We start from the raw sequence: 15,820 nt of genomic DNA, 5'->3' as shown, positions 1-15,820 counted from the left end.
ACGCTATTCCTTGAGAAGGATGAACTCCACCCTTCTGTTCTTCCATCTGTTCTTTTCGTCCGTATGGGGTACGATGGGGAACCTTCCCCCCATGCCGGCGGTGGTAATCCTCCCCGGGTCGAGCCCCATGGCCACCAGGGCCTGCTTGACAGCCTCGGCACGGGCGAGGGAGAGGGGAACGAGCTCTTCCCGTTCCTCACGCTCGGTACCGGAGAGGTTCACGGCATGTCCCTCGATCCTGATCTTGTACCGCCGGTACTTGGTGAAGATCTGAACGAGCCGCTCGATGATCGCGCGGTTCTTCCGACCTTCCTCGCTCTCATCCAAGATGAGGTCCGCCTTGTTCGGTGGGAAGTGGATGCTCGAGATCTTGATCTTGAGTTTGTCACCTTCCCGTATCACAAGGACATCCACGCTCACCTTGGTTTCGAACCGGGCGGTATTTCCGACCCTATCGGTCGCGGTAAAGATGAGGGGATAGTCTTCTGCCGAGGAGACGAGTTCCCCGGAGAGGGATCGGCCGTCCCAGATGATCTGTGGAGCGGGAGAGCCCTGCCCTCCGAACCGGGTGAAGGGATTCCCATACGGATCCGTGATCACGATCTCCCACGTCTGAATCCCGGTCAGGTCACGGGCTCGGATGGAGATGGCGAGCTCATCGTCCACACCGTCATTGTCGGGGGAGAAGGGCGTCGGGGAGAGGGATATCGACAGTTCCGGAGGCTGCACATCGAGCACGAAGGGCGACGATTCCACCGTCATCTCATCACCCCGGAGGTATTTCACCGTATAACGGACCACATAGGTACCTTCCCGGTAGTCACCCGCATCGCTCTTGCCGTCCCAGTTGAGGGAGTACTCCGAGGCGATCTCCTTCCCGGACAGTCGCTTCTCCACCTTCCCGTCTCTCACGAATTCCAGGGTCCACTCCTCGATCCCATCCGAGGGTGAGGTATAGACCTTGATCGGCTGGACGTCCAGGTTGCCGTCACCGTTGGGGGAGAAGGCCGGGTGGGTCACCGTGAGGAAGACCCTCACCGGTCGGGTATCGAGAACGATCTCGTCCACCTTCCGCACCACCTCGTTCTCCGCAGCATCCCTTCCTGTGAGGATGTACGTGTAGGTCCCGTCCTTCACCTTGTTCCCCGCGCTATCGGTGCCATCCCAGAGGAGGTCGGTGACAGTCCCCTCCCATCGGAACTCTCGGAGTATCTTCCCCTGTGTATCACGGATGTGGGCCACCCACACCGCACTGTCAGGGGAGCTCTGTCTGAAGATACACACATCCTTCTTGCCGTCCCCGTTGGGTGAGAAGATGCGATTCTCCACCGTGAAGGTGAGCGCGGGCGCCTTCGTGTCCACCACGAAGCGAGAGACCTTGGCCGATGCAATGTTCCCATTGGTAAACTCTGCGGTCAGTTCCGCAGTGTACCCTCCATCGGGAACCGTCTCTCCCTTTTCATTCCTGCCGTTCCAGACGATCTGTTCGGGTATTCTGTTTCCCCCGGTGAAACTCCGGACCACCTCCCCCTTCTCTGAGAGCACCTTCAGCGTATAGCTCCTGAGGAGGGAGGTCTCCTTTATCTGAGGATAGAAGATGAGGCTGTCCCGTCGGCCGTCGCCGTTGGGAGAGAAGATGTCATAGTTCACCGAAAGGAGGACCGGTGTCTGCTCCGTGGAGAGCGTGAAAAAGACCCGCTCGGAGGTGAAGGAGTTGCCGGCCTGGTCGGTGGCTTCAACGAGATAGTAGTAACGTCCATCGAGCGCAAGACCCGTGCCCTCGGTACGACCGTCCCACTCGAACCGCTCGGGCAGACCGTTCTGCCAGGAGAAGGTACGCACGAGAACACCATCCTCCCTATGGATCGAGGCCTTCCAGACAGGATCCTTCGTGGCATTCTTGTGGATGATGGGGAGGGTGTCCTTTCTCCCGTCACCGTTTGGAGAGAAGATGGGGTCGGGGATTTCCACCATCACAGAGGGAGGCGTGATATCGAGTACGAACGTGGGCGTTCCCGCCTCGGGGCGGTTACCGTTCTGATATTCGACCATGAGGAGGGCCTGGTATTCGCCTTCGGGGAGCACCCTTCCGTCGGCGGTCTTGCCATCGAAGACAAACGAGGCAGGAGGAACATCGGTGCCTTCCCGTCTGTACACCGTGTTCCTGGAAGGAATCTCCACGATCTGGAGCGACCACCTCACGATACCTCGCTTCACAGGAACATCGAGCTCGAAACGGATCACATCCTTCACCCCATCCCCGTTCGGAGAGAAATAGGCAGCGTCCACTTTGAGGGCCACGGGAGTCGGCTCGGTACTTATCACGAGGTTCGTGATGGTGGCCTTCACGGCATTTCCGGCCCTGTCCTTCGCAGCGATCTCATAGGAGTAGACACCATCCGGACACAGGGTCCCCTCGTCGTCCTTTCCATCCCACACGATGGTCTGGGGGGCTGCATCCCTCCACTCGAAGCGTCGCACCACCTCCCCTTTCTGGGTGAGAATACGGCCTTCCCAGCGTTCCTCGACAGAGCCTTCCTGGACAATCTCCACCTCGTCCTTGAACCCGTCGCCGTTCGGGGAGAAGATCTTCGCATCCTCACTCGCTACCTTCACGTCCACACGGGGCGGCGTGGCGTCCACCACCACTCTGTAGGGCTCGGTGGAGATGGTGTTCCCGTTGTCGTCCCATGCCTCGAGGTGCACGAAGTACGTCCCATCGGGGACCACCCCTCCGCTCTCGCCGAACCCGTCCCATCTCAGGCTCTCCGGAACCGGGATGCCCGATTTGGGCCTCACGAGTTCCTTGAAAAAGGTCTTCACGTCTCGTTCGGTGGGTCGTACTTCCTTGTTCTCTATTCTGCGGACTTCGGATCCCTGCTCATCCTCGACCACGAGCGTATACCCCATCACGAAACGCTCATCCGTGATGGAGAGCGGGAGGAGGAGCTCGTCCTGGACTCCGTCGTTGTTCGGAGAGATGTAGGGGTTTTCAGGATACGAGATCTCGACCTTCGGGGGATTCCTGTCGATCACCCCGAGCGGTACGTTCACCCCTCCGGAGAAAAGCCAGAGTCCCCGGTTGAGCGGGGCGAGGGCGAACCGCGGCCTGAGCTCGCTCTTCGTCCACCCCTGTTCCGCCAGGAGTCCCTTCGACTGCTGGAGCTCGACAGGGAAGCTCGCCCCCACCGAGATCGAGGGGTACACATGCTGAAGAGGGACATCCTCGTCGAACCATTCCCGGGCATTCACCACGTATCCCGTGTAGATCTCCACCACGTCGCCGAAACCAAGTCGGAAGCCGGTCTTGAGAATCGCATTCTGAAAGGAGGGGAAAGAGAGTCCTGCGCCCACCCGGAGAGAAGCCATCGATCCATCGAAGAGGAGTCCGTCGAAGGTGATCCCCGGCGTAAAGAGAGGGGGAAACGCTGCGATATCAGTAGAAGGCGAATACCCCTTCCCGAGTCCGGCCAAGGTGACTCCGAGCCTCGCACCCTTGAAGAGCCCCACCTGTTGGAGGAGGAAAAGCGCCCCGAGATCGACCCCTGCTCCCACGTCGTAACGGTCCGCATTGCCGAAGAGGACTCTGAGTCCCATCCCCACCCACACATCCTCGAACACGTCCTTTGCCGCGGTGAGGGACACGCCGAACGTCGATCCCACCGGTATCTCATCCATACCGGAGCCCACGTACATGAGGGCCGGCGAGAAGACACCATATCGTGTAGGAAAGGCCATCCCCAGAGAGAAACCATGAAGCGCATAGCCGGTCTCGGAAGAGATCCCCCCGGTATAGCCAAGCTCCAGGGTGGTGCGCTGTTCTCCCGCCCCCGCTGCCGGGTTCACCATGCCGGTTGAGGGGAGGTCCTCCGAGAGGAGGAGCGCATCCGTTCCCACCAGGACGGGAGAGGAGAACACGGAGAACGACTCTCCAAGAGGAGAGGGCACATATTGGCCCACCAGCGCAAGACCGCTGCAGAGGATGAGGAGCGTGACGGTCCTGACATACTGTTTCATAATTGTTCCCCCTCTTTCAGTGCAAGGTAGACTCTTTCGACATCGCTCATCTCTTCGATGGATAACCGCTCGAAGAGCCACTTCTCCATCCTGTGCTTCACACGGGAGAGCACGGGATCCAGTTCCTCTTCATGTCTCCTCAATAAAATATACAGTGCGAGACGTTCTTTATCATTCAACAGAAACATAATGGATTTCCCCCTCCTGGGCAAGCCGAATATCCAGATCGCCCCCCTGATGGGCCGCGTACTCCCTGGCGGCTTCACAGTTGTGGAAGAGGAACTTGTCGTCGTAGAGGGGCTCATGATGGAAGAGGAGTACGCGCGGGATCTTCCAACGAACCGCAAAATCCACCACAAGAGTGAACGAGGAATGCCCCCAGTTGATCTTCTCTATCGCCTCACCAAGGGTATACTGACTGTCGATGATGAGGAGATCCACCCCGGAGAATCTCCTCCGGTTCTCCGGGGTCGGGAGGAAGTCCTCATCCGCCAGTTCCACATCCGTGGCGTAGAGTACCGCCTTTCCCCCTTTCTCGATCCTGTAGGCATAGCTGCCTCCGGGATGCGTCATGGGAATGGGGGTCACGAACCCGCGACCCACCCGATACGGCACGTCCTCCTCCAGCACGATGAACTCCTTGTCCGCCCTCATCGCCTCCATGGTCACCGGGAAGAATGGCGGGCTCATGAGAACCTCCAGATACTCCCGAAAACGACGTACAGGAGAATAGAGACACACCCGCACCCCAGGATCGTAGAGAGGGGTGAAGAACGGGAGACCGATGATGTGATCCCAGTGGAAATGAGAAAAGAACAGATGATACTCCCGCTGCTTCCGGGGCCTCCTCATGATCTCGGTGGCGAAATCCCGGATCCCCGAACCGGCATCGAAGAGCAGGATATCGGCACCGGATCTCACCTCCACACATGCGGTATTCCCCCCCCATGTACCGAAAAGCCACTGAGGAAGGGAGGCGAGGAAACGTTCCTTCGCCTCCATCGAGCGCATGTCTTCGGAGGAGGCACGAGAGATCACGGCGGCTATCTTCTCCCTGACGGTTTCAGGGGCGAGAGGGGTGGGAAGAGATCCTCTCACCCCCCAGCATCTCACCATGAAATCACAGGACGATCGGAGGGTGCTCACGGCGTATTCTTTTCAGCTCCTCTATTTCCTCGAAGGTGTACAGCCTTCCTTTGTTCACCCCCGGGCAGGAGAGCTCGAGCGATCTCCACGTCTCCTCATCTCCGAGGTATTCTTCCCAAAAGGGGTAGGTTCGACACTGGATGGGACGTGCCCGGTAGATGCTGCATCCTCCATTCTCCCAGAAGATACAGTCGAAATTGGGTTTCTCCTTGAGGGAAAGCCGTCTGAACCCATTTATGTGGACCTCCCTGCAGTATCGGTCCACCGTTTCCGAAATATCGAGACCCAGGAAACGCGCGATCTCCTTGAGATCATCCATCGAGAGGAAGACATATCCAGGCTCATGTCGACAGCATCTCGAACAACGAACACAGGAGAATCTCAGGCCGTTTCTGTAGAACTCCGTCTCCATACGTACTACCCTACTACGGAATCGAAGAATGGGAAAGTATCACCCCATGGACAGCCTAGAGGAAGAGATCCTCCTTCAGGAGATCATCCCCATACTGGCGCCTCCCCAGGGTGAGGATCTCGGTATGATGAGGAAAGACCGCCACGGTGTGTTCGAACTGCGCCGTTTTGGATCCATCCCGCATGCGAAAACCGCCTGTTCCGTCTTTAAACACCTCCGGGCGTCCAAAGGTTACAATGGGCTCTATGGTGAAGACCATCCCAGGCACGATTTTGAGGCCGGTACCGGGGATACCGTGATGATAGATGAGAGGCTCTTCGTGGTAGGCCCTTCCTATACCGTGGCCCGCGAAATCGGGGATCACCGAACACCCCACCCTGGACGCCTCCTCCTCTATCGCCGCCCCTATGTCACGGACGAAGCCGCCGGCCACCGCAGCACGGATCCCCGCCATGGTACACCTCCAGGCGGCACGGACGAGGGCCCTCCCCTCCTCGTCCACCTTCCCCGATATGTATGTCCAGGCCCCGTCACCATGCCACCCCTCCAGGGCCACCGTGATGTCGATCGTGAGCAGATCGTTATCACGGAGTACATAATCTGCAGGCACGCCGTGGGCCGCCACATCATTGAGGCAAAATGAGACGGGATAGGGGAATCCCGCATCGAGTTCCAACGACGGACGCACCTTCTTCCTCGCCATGGCCAACTCGCAGATATGCAAGAGCTCTTTCATGTTCACACCGGGACGCACCATCGGCTTGATATGCCTGAAAAGGACCTCGATGAAACGGCAGGACCTACGTATACAGGTGACCTCCACCGGGGTCTTGAGCGGGCCATACGAGAGATGCCGCATCTTCCTCATACTCCTCTGAAAAGGAGATCGAGGAAGAAGAGCCCTCCCAGCATCACGAGCCCCAGAGTGAAGCCAAGGAAGGCCCACACACGCAGGCCGATCGAGTGGTGGGCCCTGGGATGAAAAGAGAAGACGAGCAGGAGAAGACTCGCCGCAACCACCCCGCCGAAAAGCACCTGCATGAGTGCGAGAAGTAACTCCTGTGTCTCCTCCGCGAGCCCCTGGATTCCGCCGGAGAGGAAAAAGATCCCCGTATAGAATAGAAGCACGAGATCGAGGAGGAGAACCAGCAGGAGACTCTGTTCGAACAGTCGGCGTATCTTCATATCTCTTGCATTATCGGCGCCTCTATAGTATCACTATCACATGGATCGTGTGGAGGGTAGTCTCTACTCCGAAGGATTGTACCGACGGGCGGAACCGGTCTTCCACAGGTATCTGACCCCGCTCGAGCCACATCCGACGGACAGGGATCCGATTCTCCCCGAGTCCCTCCCGATAAAGGCGCTGCTGTTCGACGTATACGGCACCCTCTTCATCTCGGGAAGCGGCGATATCGGGGTGGTGCAGAAACAGAACCCCGAGCATGCCATGCGGCGGGCCATGAGGGAAGCCGGGTTCCCTCTCATGGAGGAAGATGCCTCGTATACCTCGATCTTCTTCTCGCTCATCGAGAAACATCACGAGGCACGCAGGAGGGAAGGCATCCTCTTTCCCGAGGTGGATATCCTGGAGATCTGGAAAGAGTTCATCGAAACTTTGATCGAAGAAGGACGATTCGAGGGCGAAAGCCCCTCCGAAGAGGATCTCCCCCTCCTGGCCATCCGGTACGAGCTCATCTCGAATCCGGTCTTCCCCATGCCCGGGGCGGAGGAGCTCCTGTCTTTCCTCCGGGAAGCAGGCTTCACCTTGGGTATCATCTCCAACGCACAGTTCTACACGCCCCTCCTCTTCAGGCACTTCTGGAATCACTTTCCCCCCTCTCTGGGATTCAGGAGCGACCTCTGCATCTACTCGTTCCTCTGTGGTGAGGCGAAACCTTCTCGCTCGCTCTTCGAGAAAGCGAGGAGTCTGCTCGAAACCGAAGGTGTCGATCCCGATCAGGTGCTCTATGTCGGGAACGATATGAGGAACGACATCGCCCCTGCCGCCGAGGTCGGGTTCCGGACTGCGCTCTTCGCCGGGGATTCCCGATCACTGAGAACGCGGGAGGAGGATCCGTCGTGCCGGGGAGTGGTTCCGGATTGCGTGATCACGGATCTCAGGGAACTCCTCTCTCCGATAACCGCCACGAAGGGGGTGCCGCGATGAAGAAGTTCATCATCGTGCTCGTCATTCTCTTACTGATCGGAGGGGCGATTTTCTATGCGGGATGGATCCAATTCTCACTGGACGAACATGAATACGGCGTGATCTTCACCAAGACATCCGGATGGGCCTCACGGGTAGTCGCCCCTGGTGAATTCGTGTGGCGGTGGGAACGACTCATCCCCACCAATCTCACGCTCCACGCATACCCCGTGACCACGCGGGCCACGGACATCGTGGTCGAAGGAGGGCTCCCCTCGGCCGATCTCTTCTCGGAAATCCTTCCTACGTCAGCCGAGTTCTCCTACCGGCTGGTCGTCCACCTCTCCTATCGCCTCCGCCCCTCGTACCTGCCCTCCCTCGCCCGAGAGGGGATCCTCCCGGATGATCTGGAGGACTGGTATGAGAACCAAGAGGTTCGAATCCGGGACCTCACGGAAGAGACATTCTCCCGGGTGATCTCGGATACATCGCTCGACATGGACGCTTTCGGACCGAAGCTCTCGGAACGTTTCCGGGAAGAGATGCCGGCCTTCGAACTACTCACCCTTTCCGTCGATCTCGAACGCCTTCCGGACCTCGAGATCTACCGTCAGGCCCGACAGCTCTACGAGGAGATTCTCAAGGCCCAGGCAGAGGCACGAAGAGCTGCGGTGAGGGAGCGGGCATTCAGAGAGGAACGGGAGAAGATCCTCCTCGAACGGATGGAACGGTACGGAAAGGTGCTTCAGGAGTATCCCATCCTCATAGAGTACTTCAAACTCGACCCTTCGAATCCCGACCCTTTGGGGATTCTGGAAGGCCTCGAATAGTGGCGTTGCCATGGCCTACTTCTTCGTCTTCAACAAACTCGGTTACGTACAATCACGGACGACGGACAAGGGATGCATCCTCTGTCACATAGCCCAACACGACGGTACGGTACCTGAACTCGTTCTCTGGGAGGACGAGACGTTCATGGTGTCGGTCAATCTCTACCCCTACAATCCCGGACACCTCCTCCTCTTCCCTCGCCACCACACGGAGGACATACGAGACCTCACGGGGGAACAGCAGGTCCGTCTCATCGATCTCACAAGGGCGTGCCTGACACTCCTGGACCACACCTATCATCCCTCGGGCTACAATGTGGGATTCAACATGGGGCTGTGTGCAGGAGCGTCGATCCCCCACCTCCACCAGCACATCATCCCCCGCTTCCCGAACGAAATCGGAATAGGAGAGCTGCTCGGAGGCAACCGTATACTCGTGGAAGACCCGCGGAGGACCCTCGATCGGCTCAAGGAGACGGCGAGAGAAAAAGGACTCTTTCCTCCACCCTCCTGACCTTCGGCCTTCCTTCACACGGGGGCGAGGTTCCTCACCCAGAGGTACCGTCCCTCCATCACTATGACCTCCACGACATCATCCACCGCCTCGTTGCTGATACCCATATCCCCCGGCCGCCACTCGAGGGAGTCCAGCGGCCACCGCAATCCTCTCGTGACGGCACGGCACCTCCCGCAGGAGAGAGGAAAGAGGGAAATGACGTCACCCCTCTGCACGTCGATCCTGTACCTGCATCCTTCCCGGAGCACCCGGATCTCCTCGCGGTGGGTGAGCCACACCTCAGGATGAAAGTCGCGCATGCACAGGGAGACAATGCCGAGGAACTGATCGGCACGTCCCCCTCCCCCTCCAAGGAGAAACCAGCGATGCACCCCTCTCTCCCTGAGAGCCTCTATCGCGAGTTCCGTATCGGTATAGTCCTTGTCCCTGGGGAATATCCTCACCTCGGTACGAGGAAAGGCGTGGAGCACGCTTCTGTCCGGGAGGGAATCGAGGTCTCCCACGAAGAGGTGGGGGGTCAGCCCATACTCTCTGCACAGGAGGAGACCGGAGTCGGCGGCCACCACGAAGATCCGATCCGGATCCTCCGTCCGCGACAGGAGAGATGCGACGAGCTCCTTTTCCGGTCCGAGCCCTCCCGTACAGACGATCCCCACGTCCATGGGTTCTATGTAACGAAAAACCAGAGGCATCTGTCAACTACGGGAAAAATGATAAAGCGCCTGCAGGGACATCCGACAATTGAAGAGAGGTCTCGTCGAGACCGGGGAACAGGGAGGTTCCCACAATCTATCACGGAGGATAGCACATGATTATCAATCACAACATCAGTGCCCTCTTCGCTCATCGTCAGAACAAGTTCAACGGGATCGACATGGACAAGAGCATGGAAAAGCTCTCGTCCGGTCTCCGTATCAACAGGGCCTCTGACGATGCATCAGGCCTTGCCGTCTCCGAGAAGATGCGTTCCCAGATCCGGGGACTCAGGCAGGCCGAGAGAAACGCCGCCGACGGTATCTCGTTCATCCAGACCGCCGAGGGATATCTCCAGGATATCCAGGACATCCTCCAGCGGCTGAGGGAACTGGCAGTTCAGGCCGCCAACGGCATCTACTCGGACGAGGACAGGATGCAGATCCAGGTCGAAGTCTCCCAGCTGGTGGACGAGATCAACAGGATCGCATCCCACGCCCAGTTCAACGGCATGAACCTCCTCACCGGAAGGTTCGCGCGGGAGACCGGGGAGAACGTGGTCACCGCCAGCATGTGGTTCCACATCGGAGCCAACATGGATCAGCGCGAGCGAGTCTATATCGGGACCATGACTGCGCAGGGCCTCGGTATCCAGAGCACCAACGGACTCCCCCATACCGCCAGTTTCTTCACCCTCGGCACCCCGGAGGATGCCAACAGGGCCATCGGTCTCATCGACAAGGCCCTCCTCAAGGTGAACAAGCAGAGGGCCGATCTCGGCGCGTATCAGAACAGGCTGGAGTACGCCCGAAAGAGCCTCTCCATAGGCGCCGAGAACCTCCAGGCCGCAGAGTCGAGGATCAGGGACGCGGATATGGCTGCAGAGATGGTGGAATACGTGAAGAAGCAGATCCTGATTCAGACCTCTACCGCCATGCTCGCCCAGGCCAACCAGAAACCTCAGTCGGTACTCGAGCTGCTCAGATAGCCCCGCCACACCTCTATCGAAAGGCCCCGGAGATCGGGGCCTTTTTATTGACAGAACTCCCCCCATCCTTATACTTGGCTCCATGGAAGCGCGCAGAGCACCGTTTCCTCTTCCCCGTTTCCCTGGAACGCTCCTGCTTGTTTGCAGGACACTGAGGAGACACGGATTCTCCTGCTATATCGTCGGAGGCGCCCTCAGGAACATGGCCTTGGGCACCCCTCCCGATGACTACGATCTTGCCACGGATGCCCCCCCTCGAGAGGTGATGAAACTCTTCAGGAGGGTCATCCCCACGGGGATCCAACACGGCACCGTCACGATCGTGTTCAGGGATCACTGTTACGAGATCACCACCTTCCGGGTGGAAACATCCTATTCAGACGGCCGGCATCCCGACGAAGTGCGGTTCACCACGTCCCTCGAGGAGGATCTCTCACGGAGGGATTTCACCATCAACGCCATGGCACTCGATCCTCTCACCGGGGAGTTCTTCGACCCATTCGATGGGTACAGCGATATCAAGAGGAGACTCATAAAGGCCATCGGGAACCCTGAGGAGAGGTTCGAGGAGGATGCGCTGAGGATTCTCAGGGCCATACGCTTCGCCACCCAACTCTCATTTTCGATAGAGCAGGAGACCTATGCAGCCATAGGAAGGCATGCGGAGTACCTGAGACGCATCTCCTGGGAGCGGATACGGGACGAACTCTCCAAGATCATGGAAGCAGTCCGGCCCTCCCAGGGATTCCTCCGGATGGAAGAGACCGGGATACTCTCCATCGTAGTCCCGGAGCTCAAGAAGTGCAGAGGTGTTCCTCAATCCCCCCCCCACAGGTTCGACGTCCTCGATCATCTCCTTCACACCTGTGACGCCCTCCCCCCCTCCGATCCGCCACTCAGGTGGGCGGGGCTCCTTCACGACATCGGGAAGCCCGAGACCCTCAGTGAGGACGATCTCGGTGGCATCCACTTCCATCGTCACGAACACGTATCGTCTCATCTTGCTCAACACATACTGAAGAGGCTGAAGTTCCCCAACGCCGTCATCCAGGATGTGAGCCACCTGATCAGACACCACATGTTCGACTACACACCCGACTGGACGGACGCAGCAGTACGCCGTTTCCTCCACCGTACAGGTCCGGAGTATCTGGAACGACTCATCAAGCTCAGGATCGCGGACCGGATAGGGATGACGGGGGAGACGGCTCCTTCCCACGATCTTGCGGGACTCAAAGCAAGGGCGGAGCGCCTCCTTGCCGAGAACACCCCCCTCAGCATAAAGGACCTTGCGGTGGACGGACACATCCTCAAGGAAGACGCCGGTATCCCTCCCGGTCCCTGGATGGGGAAAACCCTCAGATTTCTCCTGGATGCGGTACTCGAAGACCCCTCTCAGAACACCCGCGCGCGCCTCACAGAGCTCGCACGGAATTTCTATACCCAGAGGGGGAAACAACACGTCTGAACGGATTCAATCCTCGTCACCGACGATGGCTCTGTAGGCGATGGAGGCGGCACTCTGCTCGGCTTCCTTTTTGTTCTTCCCCTCTCCAGGACCGTACTTCTTGTCACGGATCTGCACCTCGATCCTGAAGGTACGGTTGTGTTCAGGGCCGAGTTTCTCCACCACCCTGTAGCGAGGATAGGTCTTGAAATTCTTCTGCACGTATTCCTGAAGGAGGGTCTTGTAGTCTTTCTTGTGGCGGTTCTCGACGACTTTCTCGATCTCCGGCACCACCAGCCGGAGGACGAAGTCCCTCGCCGCCTCGAACCCTGCATCGAGGAAATACGCCCCTATGATTGCCTCCATCGCGTCGGCGAGGAGGGCCTTCTTCGTCCTCCCCCCGGCATACTCTTCACCCTTGCTGATGAGGATGAAGTTGTCCACCTTTATCCTTCGGGCGATCTCGTAGAGGGTGTCCTCGCTCACCACGAACGACTTTATGCGGGCGAGTTCCCCTTCCTGTTTCTCGGGAAACGTCCTGTACAGGTAATCGGCGACCGCCAGTCCGAGCACCGCGTCGCCAAGGAATTCGAGGCGCTCGTTGTCCCCCATCGAAACACGCTCGTTTGCATAGGAACGATGGGAAAATGCCAGGTTCAGAAGCTCGAGGCTTCTGAACCTGATCCCTACCTGTTTTTCGAAGAGTCGAAGCTCTTTCTTCCGGTCGTCAGAAAGGGGAGAATCAGCCCGTTCATTTCTTCCAGATGTCTTAAGAAACCACACAGGTGCTTATTTCTTCTCCAATTCTGCCTTTATGAATTCAAGCGCATCGCGCACCGTCTCAAACTCATTGGCCTTTTCATCAGGGATGGTGATCCCCAGTTCCTCTTCGATGGCATATACGAGCTCGTACGTATCGAGGCTATCCGCCCCAAGATCCTGACGGAAAGAGGAATCCAGGGTGATCTTGTCTTCCTCGATCTCGAGCTTTTCGGCGATAAGTTTCTTCATCTTTTCAAAGAGTTCGTCCATGATGCGATCTCCCTTCTCCTTTAGGATTGATCAGGCCATCTCCTCTGGCTCTAGGACCTGCTGATCCTTGTAGTGTCCGCACTTCGGACACACCCTGTGCGGCCGCACCTTGCTCCCACAGTTGGGACACACGCTCAGCCCCACGGGCGAGAGCTTCATGTTGATCGACCGACGCCGCCTCGAACGGGCTTTGGAAGTCTTATACTTTGGTACCGCCATCTGTGCTCCTATCTCCTGTACTCGAATGCTTCAACACTATCGTAAGAATGAAAAAAAGTCAACCCTCTCGTGATTTTCTCATATCCTCTTCACTAAAAGTGAGTTAGAAATCGGCTGAGAGCCGAATACTACTGGAACCGGGTGAAATAGAGCAGGACGATGTATCCCGTATAGAGCAGGAGAAACCCTGCCCCCGCTGGTCTCCCCACACGCCCCCTCCGCTTGAGGAGAACCACGAGGAGAGCCGAGGAGAGACACATCATTCCATAGTCGTACCAGAACTCCGGGATGGAGACATGCAGGGGCGACAGCACGGCACTCACCCCGAGCACGCCCATCACATTGAAGATATTGCTCCCCACGATGTTCCCGAGCGAGATCTCGTTCTCGTCCTTCGTACTTGCCACGATCGAGGTGACGAGCTCGGGAAGACTCGTGCCTATCGCGATCACCGTGAGGGAGATGAAACGTTCCGAGACATGCAGCACCTCCCGGGCGAGCCATGTGCTTCCACGGATGAGGGCTTCGGAACCGAGGAGAAGGAAGGAAAGGCCGAGGAAGAGGCGGACGACGATGCGGGAAAGGGAGACGGTTCTCTCGTGCCCGTCTTCCACGAGACCTTCGGCCTTGAGAAGCTCCTCCTGGAGTCGCTGCTCCTTCTTGCTCTTCCTGTAGAGCAAGGTGAGGTAGGCCGCAAGGGAGAGGAGGAGGAGCCCACCCGCCCACCGTGCAAAGGCGCCATAAGACGAGGGGTAATACACGATCACCCCAATGAAGACGAGCAAGTACGAAAAGAAGAGCCACGGGAAATCGAAGGTGAAGAGCTGTGCCTCCTTCATGACGGGAGCCAGGAGGGAAGCCACCCCGAGGATGAGCAGGACGTTCGCCACATTGCTCCCCACCACGTTTCCCACGGCGATACTGGGATGTCCCTGGAGGGCTGCGAGAAAACTCACGAAGAACTCGGGAGCAGAGGTGCCCATCGCCACCACGGTGAGCCCCACCGCGAGAGGCGAGACCCTCAGACGGGTCGCGAGGAGCGAGGCGCCCCGTACGAATTCGTTCCCCCCGTAATAGAGGGCCCACACCCCTCCCACCACTCCGAGGAGGGCGAACAGGAGGTGGAAGGTCATCGCCTCCCCTCCTCCCCCAATCTCTCGCGGAGTGCTCTTTCCACGGAGGAGGGAACCAGGGAGGAGATATCCCCTCCAAACGAGACGATCTCCTTGATGGCGGACGATCGAAGGACGAAGTATTGTGGGTCGGTGGGTATGAATATGGTCTCGACTTCGGGATCGAGCCCTTTGTTGAGCATGGCGAGTTCGAACTCATGTGCGAAATCACCGAGGGCACGGACCCCTCGTATGATCACCTGTGCACCCGTGGCCTTGGCATAGTCCACCACCAGCCCATCCCACACCACTATGCTCACGTTGCCCATGCCGCGCACGAGGTCGTCGAGAAGGGCCTTCCGTTCGTCAGGTGAGAAAGTAGACTTCTTCCGCGGATTCACCGAGATCACCACTTCCACGGACTCGAAGATACGGGCCGCTCGCTCGATGATATTGAGATGCCCGTACGTGGGAGGATCAAACGAACCGGGATATATCACTTTGGGCATAGGGCGAGTATATCCACCCCTCATCCGTTTGACAACCGAGAAAAATGGTGTAGAGTGTACAGTAGGGATGAAACGGGAAGGTCTCCTGCTCTGGTGTCTGTTCGTCTCCACGCTGACGGCTCAGACCGAGCCCGACTGGATACTCGAGACCCGCAGGAAGCCGGATTTCCTGCTCTTCGAACAGGAGATGCGTTCTGGGGATCCCATACTCACCTCTCATCTCCTCTCCAGCCTCGAGAAGGAGATGGAGGAAACCTCACCCCACTTGAACACGCAAGAGATCCTCTACCTGCTCGAAGGGGTCCTCACGCGAGGTGAGGGAAGAAGGGATCACCTGACTCTCCAGAAGGTGACGAACCTGCTCTCCAGGATCGACCCTCATGAGCGGACTCCTGTCATCCTTCGTATACTCTCCGAAGAAGGAGAAAGGCGCTCCGTGCTCCCCCGTTATCTCCTGCCCCTGATTGCAGACGAGGATTCGCCACTCACTCCGCAAGGGATCTCGGTACTGGGGAACCTGATCGAATACTATGGTGTGGTCGAACCCGATCTCTCACTCTTCTCCCTCGTCCTGAGGTGTGCAGAGGTACACGCCCGAAGGACCCCTCTCCTCTTCCAGGACGAATCCTTTCTCTCGCCCCTCATCCTCTCCCTCGAAGGACCGTTTCCTCGAGGCACGACCGAGAGGGTGTACGCCCTCCTCGAGGGTATCCTCTACGGATGGGAAGAGTGACAACGGTGGGGATCAC

18 protein-coding genes are annotated in these 15,820 nt (G+C 58.2%); 6 read left to right on the top strand and 12 right to left on the bottom strand.

The window, feature by feature from the left end; genetic code table 11:
* Positions 1-3 precede the first annotated feature (3 nt).
* From STHERM_RS05340 to STHERM_RS05315, 6 genes are read right to left on the bottom strand one after another with little or no spacing between them, the layout of a single operon-like run.
* Positions 4-4,017 carry a FlgD immunoglobulin-like domain containing protein gene (locus STHERM_RS05340; protein ID WP_013313865.1) on the bottom strand — a complete coding sequence of 1,338 codons (4,014 nt, stop codon included), beginning with the start codon at positions 4,015-4,017 and terminating at the stop codon, positions 4-6.
* On the bottom strand, positions 4,014-4,205 hold the full coding sequence (locus STHERM_RS05335; protein WP_013313864.1) for a hypothetical protein: 192 nt from the start codon (positions 4,203-4,205) through the stop codon (positions 4,014-4,016). Before STHERM_RS05335 ends, STHERM_RS05340 begins: the two co-directional genes overlap by 4 nt.
* Entirely contained in the window at positions 4,189-5,133 is a 945-nt protein-coding gene (locus tag STHERM_RS05330) for an MBL fold metallo-hydrolase (protein ID WP_013313863.1), read from the bottom strand. The genes STHERM_RS05335 and STHERM_RS05330 overlap by 17 nt, the downstream gene beginning before the upstream one ends.
* 4 nt (positions 5,134-5,137) lie before the next feature.
* On the bottom strand, positions 5,138-5,575 hold the full coding sequence (locus STHERM_RS05325) for a YkgJ family cysteine cluster protein (protein WP_013313862.1): 438 nt from the start codon (positions 5,573-5,575) through the stop codon (positions 5,138-5,140).
* 55 nt (positions 5,576-5,630) lie between these two features.
* Positions 5,631-6,443: a type I methionyl aminopeptidase gene (map, locus tag STHERM_RS05320; RefSeq protein ID WP_237223380.1), complete on the bottom strand. Its 813-nt coding sequence runs from the start codon at positions 6,441-6,443 to the stop codon at positions 5,631-5,633.
* The gene (locus tag STHERM_RS05315) at positions 6,440-6,760 is read right to left on the bottom strand and encodes a hypothetical protein (protein WP_013313860.1); all 321 of its coding nucleotides are present in this window, start codon (positions 6,758-6,760) and stop codon (positions 6,440-6,442) included. Before STHERM_RS05315 ends, map begins: the two co-directional genes overlap by 4 nt.
* 40 nt (positions 6,761-6,800) lie before the next feature.
* On the opposite strand from STHERM_RS05315, the gene STHERM_RS05310 reads away from it, so the two are divergent.
* Genes STHERM_RS05310 through STHERM_RS05300 form a run of 3 tightly spaced genes read left to right on the top strand, consistent with a single transcriptional unit; the run spans position 6,801 to position 9,068 of the window.
* Positions 6,801-7,745, top strand: coding sequence for an HAD family hydrolase (locus tag STHERM_RS05310; RefSeq protein WP_013313859.1), 945 nt, complete (start codon positions 6,801-6,803; stop codon positions 7,743-7,745).
* Positions 7,742-8,554, top strand: coding sequence for an SPFH domain-containing protein (locus tag STHERM_RS05305; RefSeq protein ID WP_013313858.1), 813 nt, complete (start codon positions 7,742-7,744; stop codon positions 8,552-8,554). Before STHERM_RS05310 ends, STHERM_RS05305 begins: the two co-directional genes overlap by 4 nt.
* A gap of 10 nt (positions 8,555-8,564) precedes the next feature.
* Positions 8,565-9,068 (top strand): HIT family protein, encoded by a 504-nt coding sequence (locus STHERM_RS05300; RefSeq protein ID WP_013313857.1) that lies wholly within the window; start codon positions 8,565-8,567, stop codon positions 9,066-9,068.
* Between the two features lie 14 nt (positions 9,069-9,082).
* On the opposite strand, the gene STHERM_RS05295 is transcribed toward STHERM_RS05300, so the two are convergent.
* Positions 9,083-9,733, bottom strand: coding sequence for a thiamine diphosphokinase (locus tag STHERM_RS05295; RefSeq protein ID WP_041623737.1), 651 nt, complete (start codon positions 9,731-9,733; stop codon positions 9,083-9,085).
* A gap of 146 nt (positions 9,734-9,879) precedes the next feature.
* Here STHERM_RS05295 and STHERM_RS05290 point away from each other — a divergent pair, with 146 nt between their 5' ends.
* Both STHERM_RS05290 and STHERM_RS05285 read left to right on the top strand, forming a co-directional pair.
* Positions 9,880-10,752 carry a flagellin gene (locus STHERM_RS05290; RefSeq protein WP_013313855.1) on the top strand — a complete coding sequence of 291 codons (873 nt, stop codon included), beginning with the start codon at positions 9,880-9,882 and terminating at the stop codon, positions 10,750-10,752.
* Between the two features lie 82 nt (positions 10,753-10,834).
* Positions 10,835-12,220, top strand: coding sequence for a CCA tRNA nucleotidyltransferase (locus STHERM_RS05285; RefSeq protein ID WP_041623295.1), 1,386 nt, complete (start codon positions 10,835-10,837; stop codon positions 12,218-12,220).
* 6 nt (positions 12,221-12,226) lie between these two features.
* On the opposite strand, the gene rnc is transcribed toward STHERM_RS05285, so the two are convergent.
* The 5 genes from rnc to coaD all read right to left on the bottom strand — a co-directional run bounded on the left by rnc (position 12,227) and on the right by coaD (position 15,071).
* Positions 12,227-12,982, bottom strand: coding sequence for a ribonuclease III (gene rnc, locus STHERM_RS05280; RefSeq protein ID WP_014624717.1), 756 nt, complete (start codon positions 12,980-12,982; stop codon positions 12,227-12,229).
* 6 nt (positions 12,983-12,988) lie between these two features.
* Positions 12,989-13,231: an acyl carrier protein gene (acpP, locus tag STHERM_RS05275; protein WP_013313852.1), complete on the bottom strand. Its 243-nt coding sequence runs from the start codon at positions 13,229-13,231 to the stop codon at positions 12,989-12,991.
* A 30-nt stretch (positions 13,232-13,261) separates the two neighbouring features.
* Positions 13,262-13,450, bottom strand: coding sequence for a 50S ribosomal protein L32 (rpmF, locus tag STHERM_RS05270; protein ID WP_014624716.1), 189 nt, complete (start codon positions 13,448-13,450; stop codon positions 13,262-13,264).
* A 128-nt stretch (positions 13,451-13,578) separates the two neighbouring features.
* Complete coding sequence (locus STHERM_RS05265; RefSeq protein WP_013313851.1) at positions 13,579-14,583, bottom strand: calcium/sodium antiporter; 1,005 nt, start codon at positions 14,581-14,583, stop codon at positions 13,579-13,581.
* Complete coding sequence (gene coaD, locus STHERM_RS05260) at positions 14,580-15,071, bottom strand: pantetheine-phosphate adenylyltransferase (RefSeq protein ID WP_041623736.1); 492 nt, start codon at positions 15,069-15,071, stop codon at positions 14,580-14,582. The genes STHERM_RS05265 and coaD overlap by 4 nt, the downstream gene beginning before the upstream one ends.
* Before the next feature lie 67 nt (positions 15,072-15,138).
* Here coaD and STHERM_RS05255 point away from each other — a divergent pair, with 67 nt between their 5' ends.
* Positions 15,139-15,804: a hypothetical protein gene (locus STHERM_RS05255; RefSeq protein WP_148223872.1), complete on the top strand. Its 666-nt coding sequence runs from the start codon at positions 15,139-15,141 to the stop codon at positions 15,802-15,804.
* Positions 15,805-15,820 lie beyond the last annotated feature (16 nt).

This window comes from Spirochaeta thermophila DSM 6192 (assembly GCF_000147075.1).
GTDB classification, from domain to species: domain Bacteria; phylum Spirochaetota; class Spirochaetia; order Winmispirales; family Winmispiraceae; genus Winmispira; species Winmispira thermophila_A.
The sequence above is the reverse complement of the archived record's forward strand: the minus strand, read 5'-3'. Positions and strand labels throughout refer to the sequence as shown.

What these genes read in the sequence shown, in the direction of transcription:
- rpmF (WP_014624716.1), bottom strand. Translation starts at nt 13,450, where the DNA reads ATGGCGGTACCAAAGTATAAGACTTCCAAAGCCCGTTCGAGGCGGCGT.
- STHERM_RS05325 (WP_013313862.1), bottom strand. Translation starts at nt 5,575, where the DNA reads ATGGAGACGGAGTTCTACAGAAACGGCCTGAGATTCTCCTGTGTTCGT.
- STHERM_RS05305 (WP_013313858.1), top strand. Translation starts at nt 7,742, where the DNA reads ATGAAGAAGTTCATCATCGTGCTCGTCATTCTCTTACTGATCGGAGGG.
- STHERM_RS05255 (WP_148223872.1), top strand. Translation starts at nt 15,139, where the DNA reads ATGAAACGGGAAGGTCTCCTGCTCTGGTGTCTGTTCGTCTCCACGCTG.
- STHERM_RS05295 (WP_041623737.1), bottom strand. Translation starts at nt 9,733, where the DNA reads ATGGACGTGGGGATCGTCTGTACGGGAGGGCTCGGACCGGAAAAGGAG.
- STHERM_RS05335 (WP_013313864.1), bottom strand. Translation starts at nt 4,205, where the DNA reads ATGTTTCTGTTGAATGATAAAGAACGTCTCGCACTGTATATTTTATTG.
- STHERM_RS05265 (WP_013313851.1), bottom strand. Translation starts at nt 14,583, where the DNA reads ATGACCTTCCACCTCCTGTTCGCCCTCCTCGGAGTGGTGGGAGGGGTG.
- STHERM_RS05310 (WP_013313859.1), top strand. Translation starts at nt 6,801, where the DNA reads ATGGATCGTGTGGAGGGTAGTCTCTACTCCGAAGGATTGTACCGACGG.
- map (WP_237223380.1), bottom strand. Translation starts at nt 6,443, where the DNA reads ATGAGGAAGATGCGGCATCTCTCGTATGGCCCGCTCAAGACCCCGGTG.
- coaD (WP_041623736.1), bottom strand. Translation starts at nt 15,071, where the DNA reads ATGCCCAAAGTGATATATCCCGGTTCGTTTGATCCTCCCACGTACGGG.
- STHERM_RS05330 (WP_013313863.1), bottom strand. Translation starts at nt 5,133, where the DNA reads ATGGTGAGATGCTGGGGGGTGAGAGGATCTCTTCCCACCCCTCTCGCC.
- STHERM_RS05340 (WP_013313865.1), bottom strand. Translation starts at nt 4,017, where the DNA reads ATGAAACAGTATGTCAGGACCGTCACGCTCCTCATCCTCTGCAGCGGT.
- STHERM_RS05290 (WP_013313855.1), top strand. Translation starts at nt 9,880, where the DNA reads ATGATTATCAATCACAACATCAGTGCCCTCTTCGCTCATCGTCAGAAC.
- acpP (WP_013313852.1), bottom strand. Translation starts at nt 13,231, where the DNA reads ATGGACGAACTCTTTGAAAAGATGAAGAAACTTATCGCCGAAAAGCTC.
- STHERM_RS05300 (WP_013313857.1), top strand. Translation starts at nt 8,565, where the DNA reads ATGGCCTACTTCTTCGTCTTCAACAAACTCGGTTACGTACAATCACGG.
- STHERM_RS05315 (WP_013313860.1), bottom strand. Translation starts at nt 6,760, where the DNA reads ATGAAGATACGCCGACTGTTCGAACAGAGTCTCCTGCTGGTTCTCCTC.
- STHERM_RS05285 (WP_041623295.1), top strand. Translation starts at nt 10,835, where the DNA reads ATGGAAGCGCGCAGAGCACCGTTTCCTCTTCCCCGTTTCCCTGGAACG.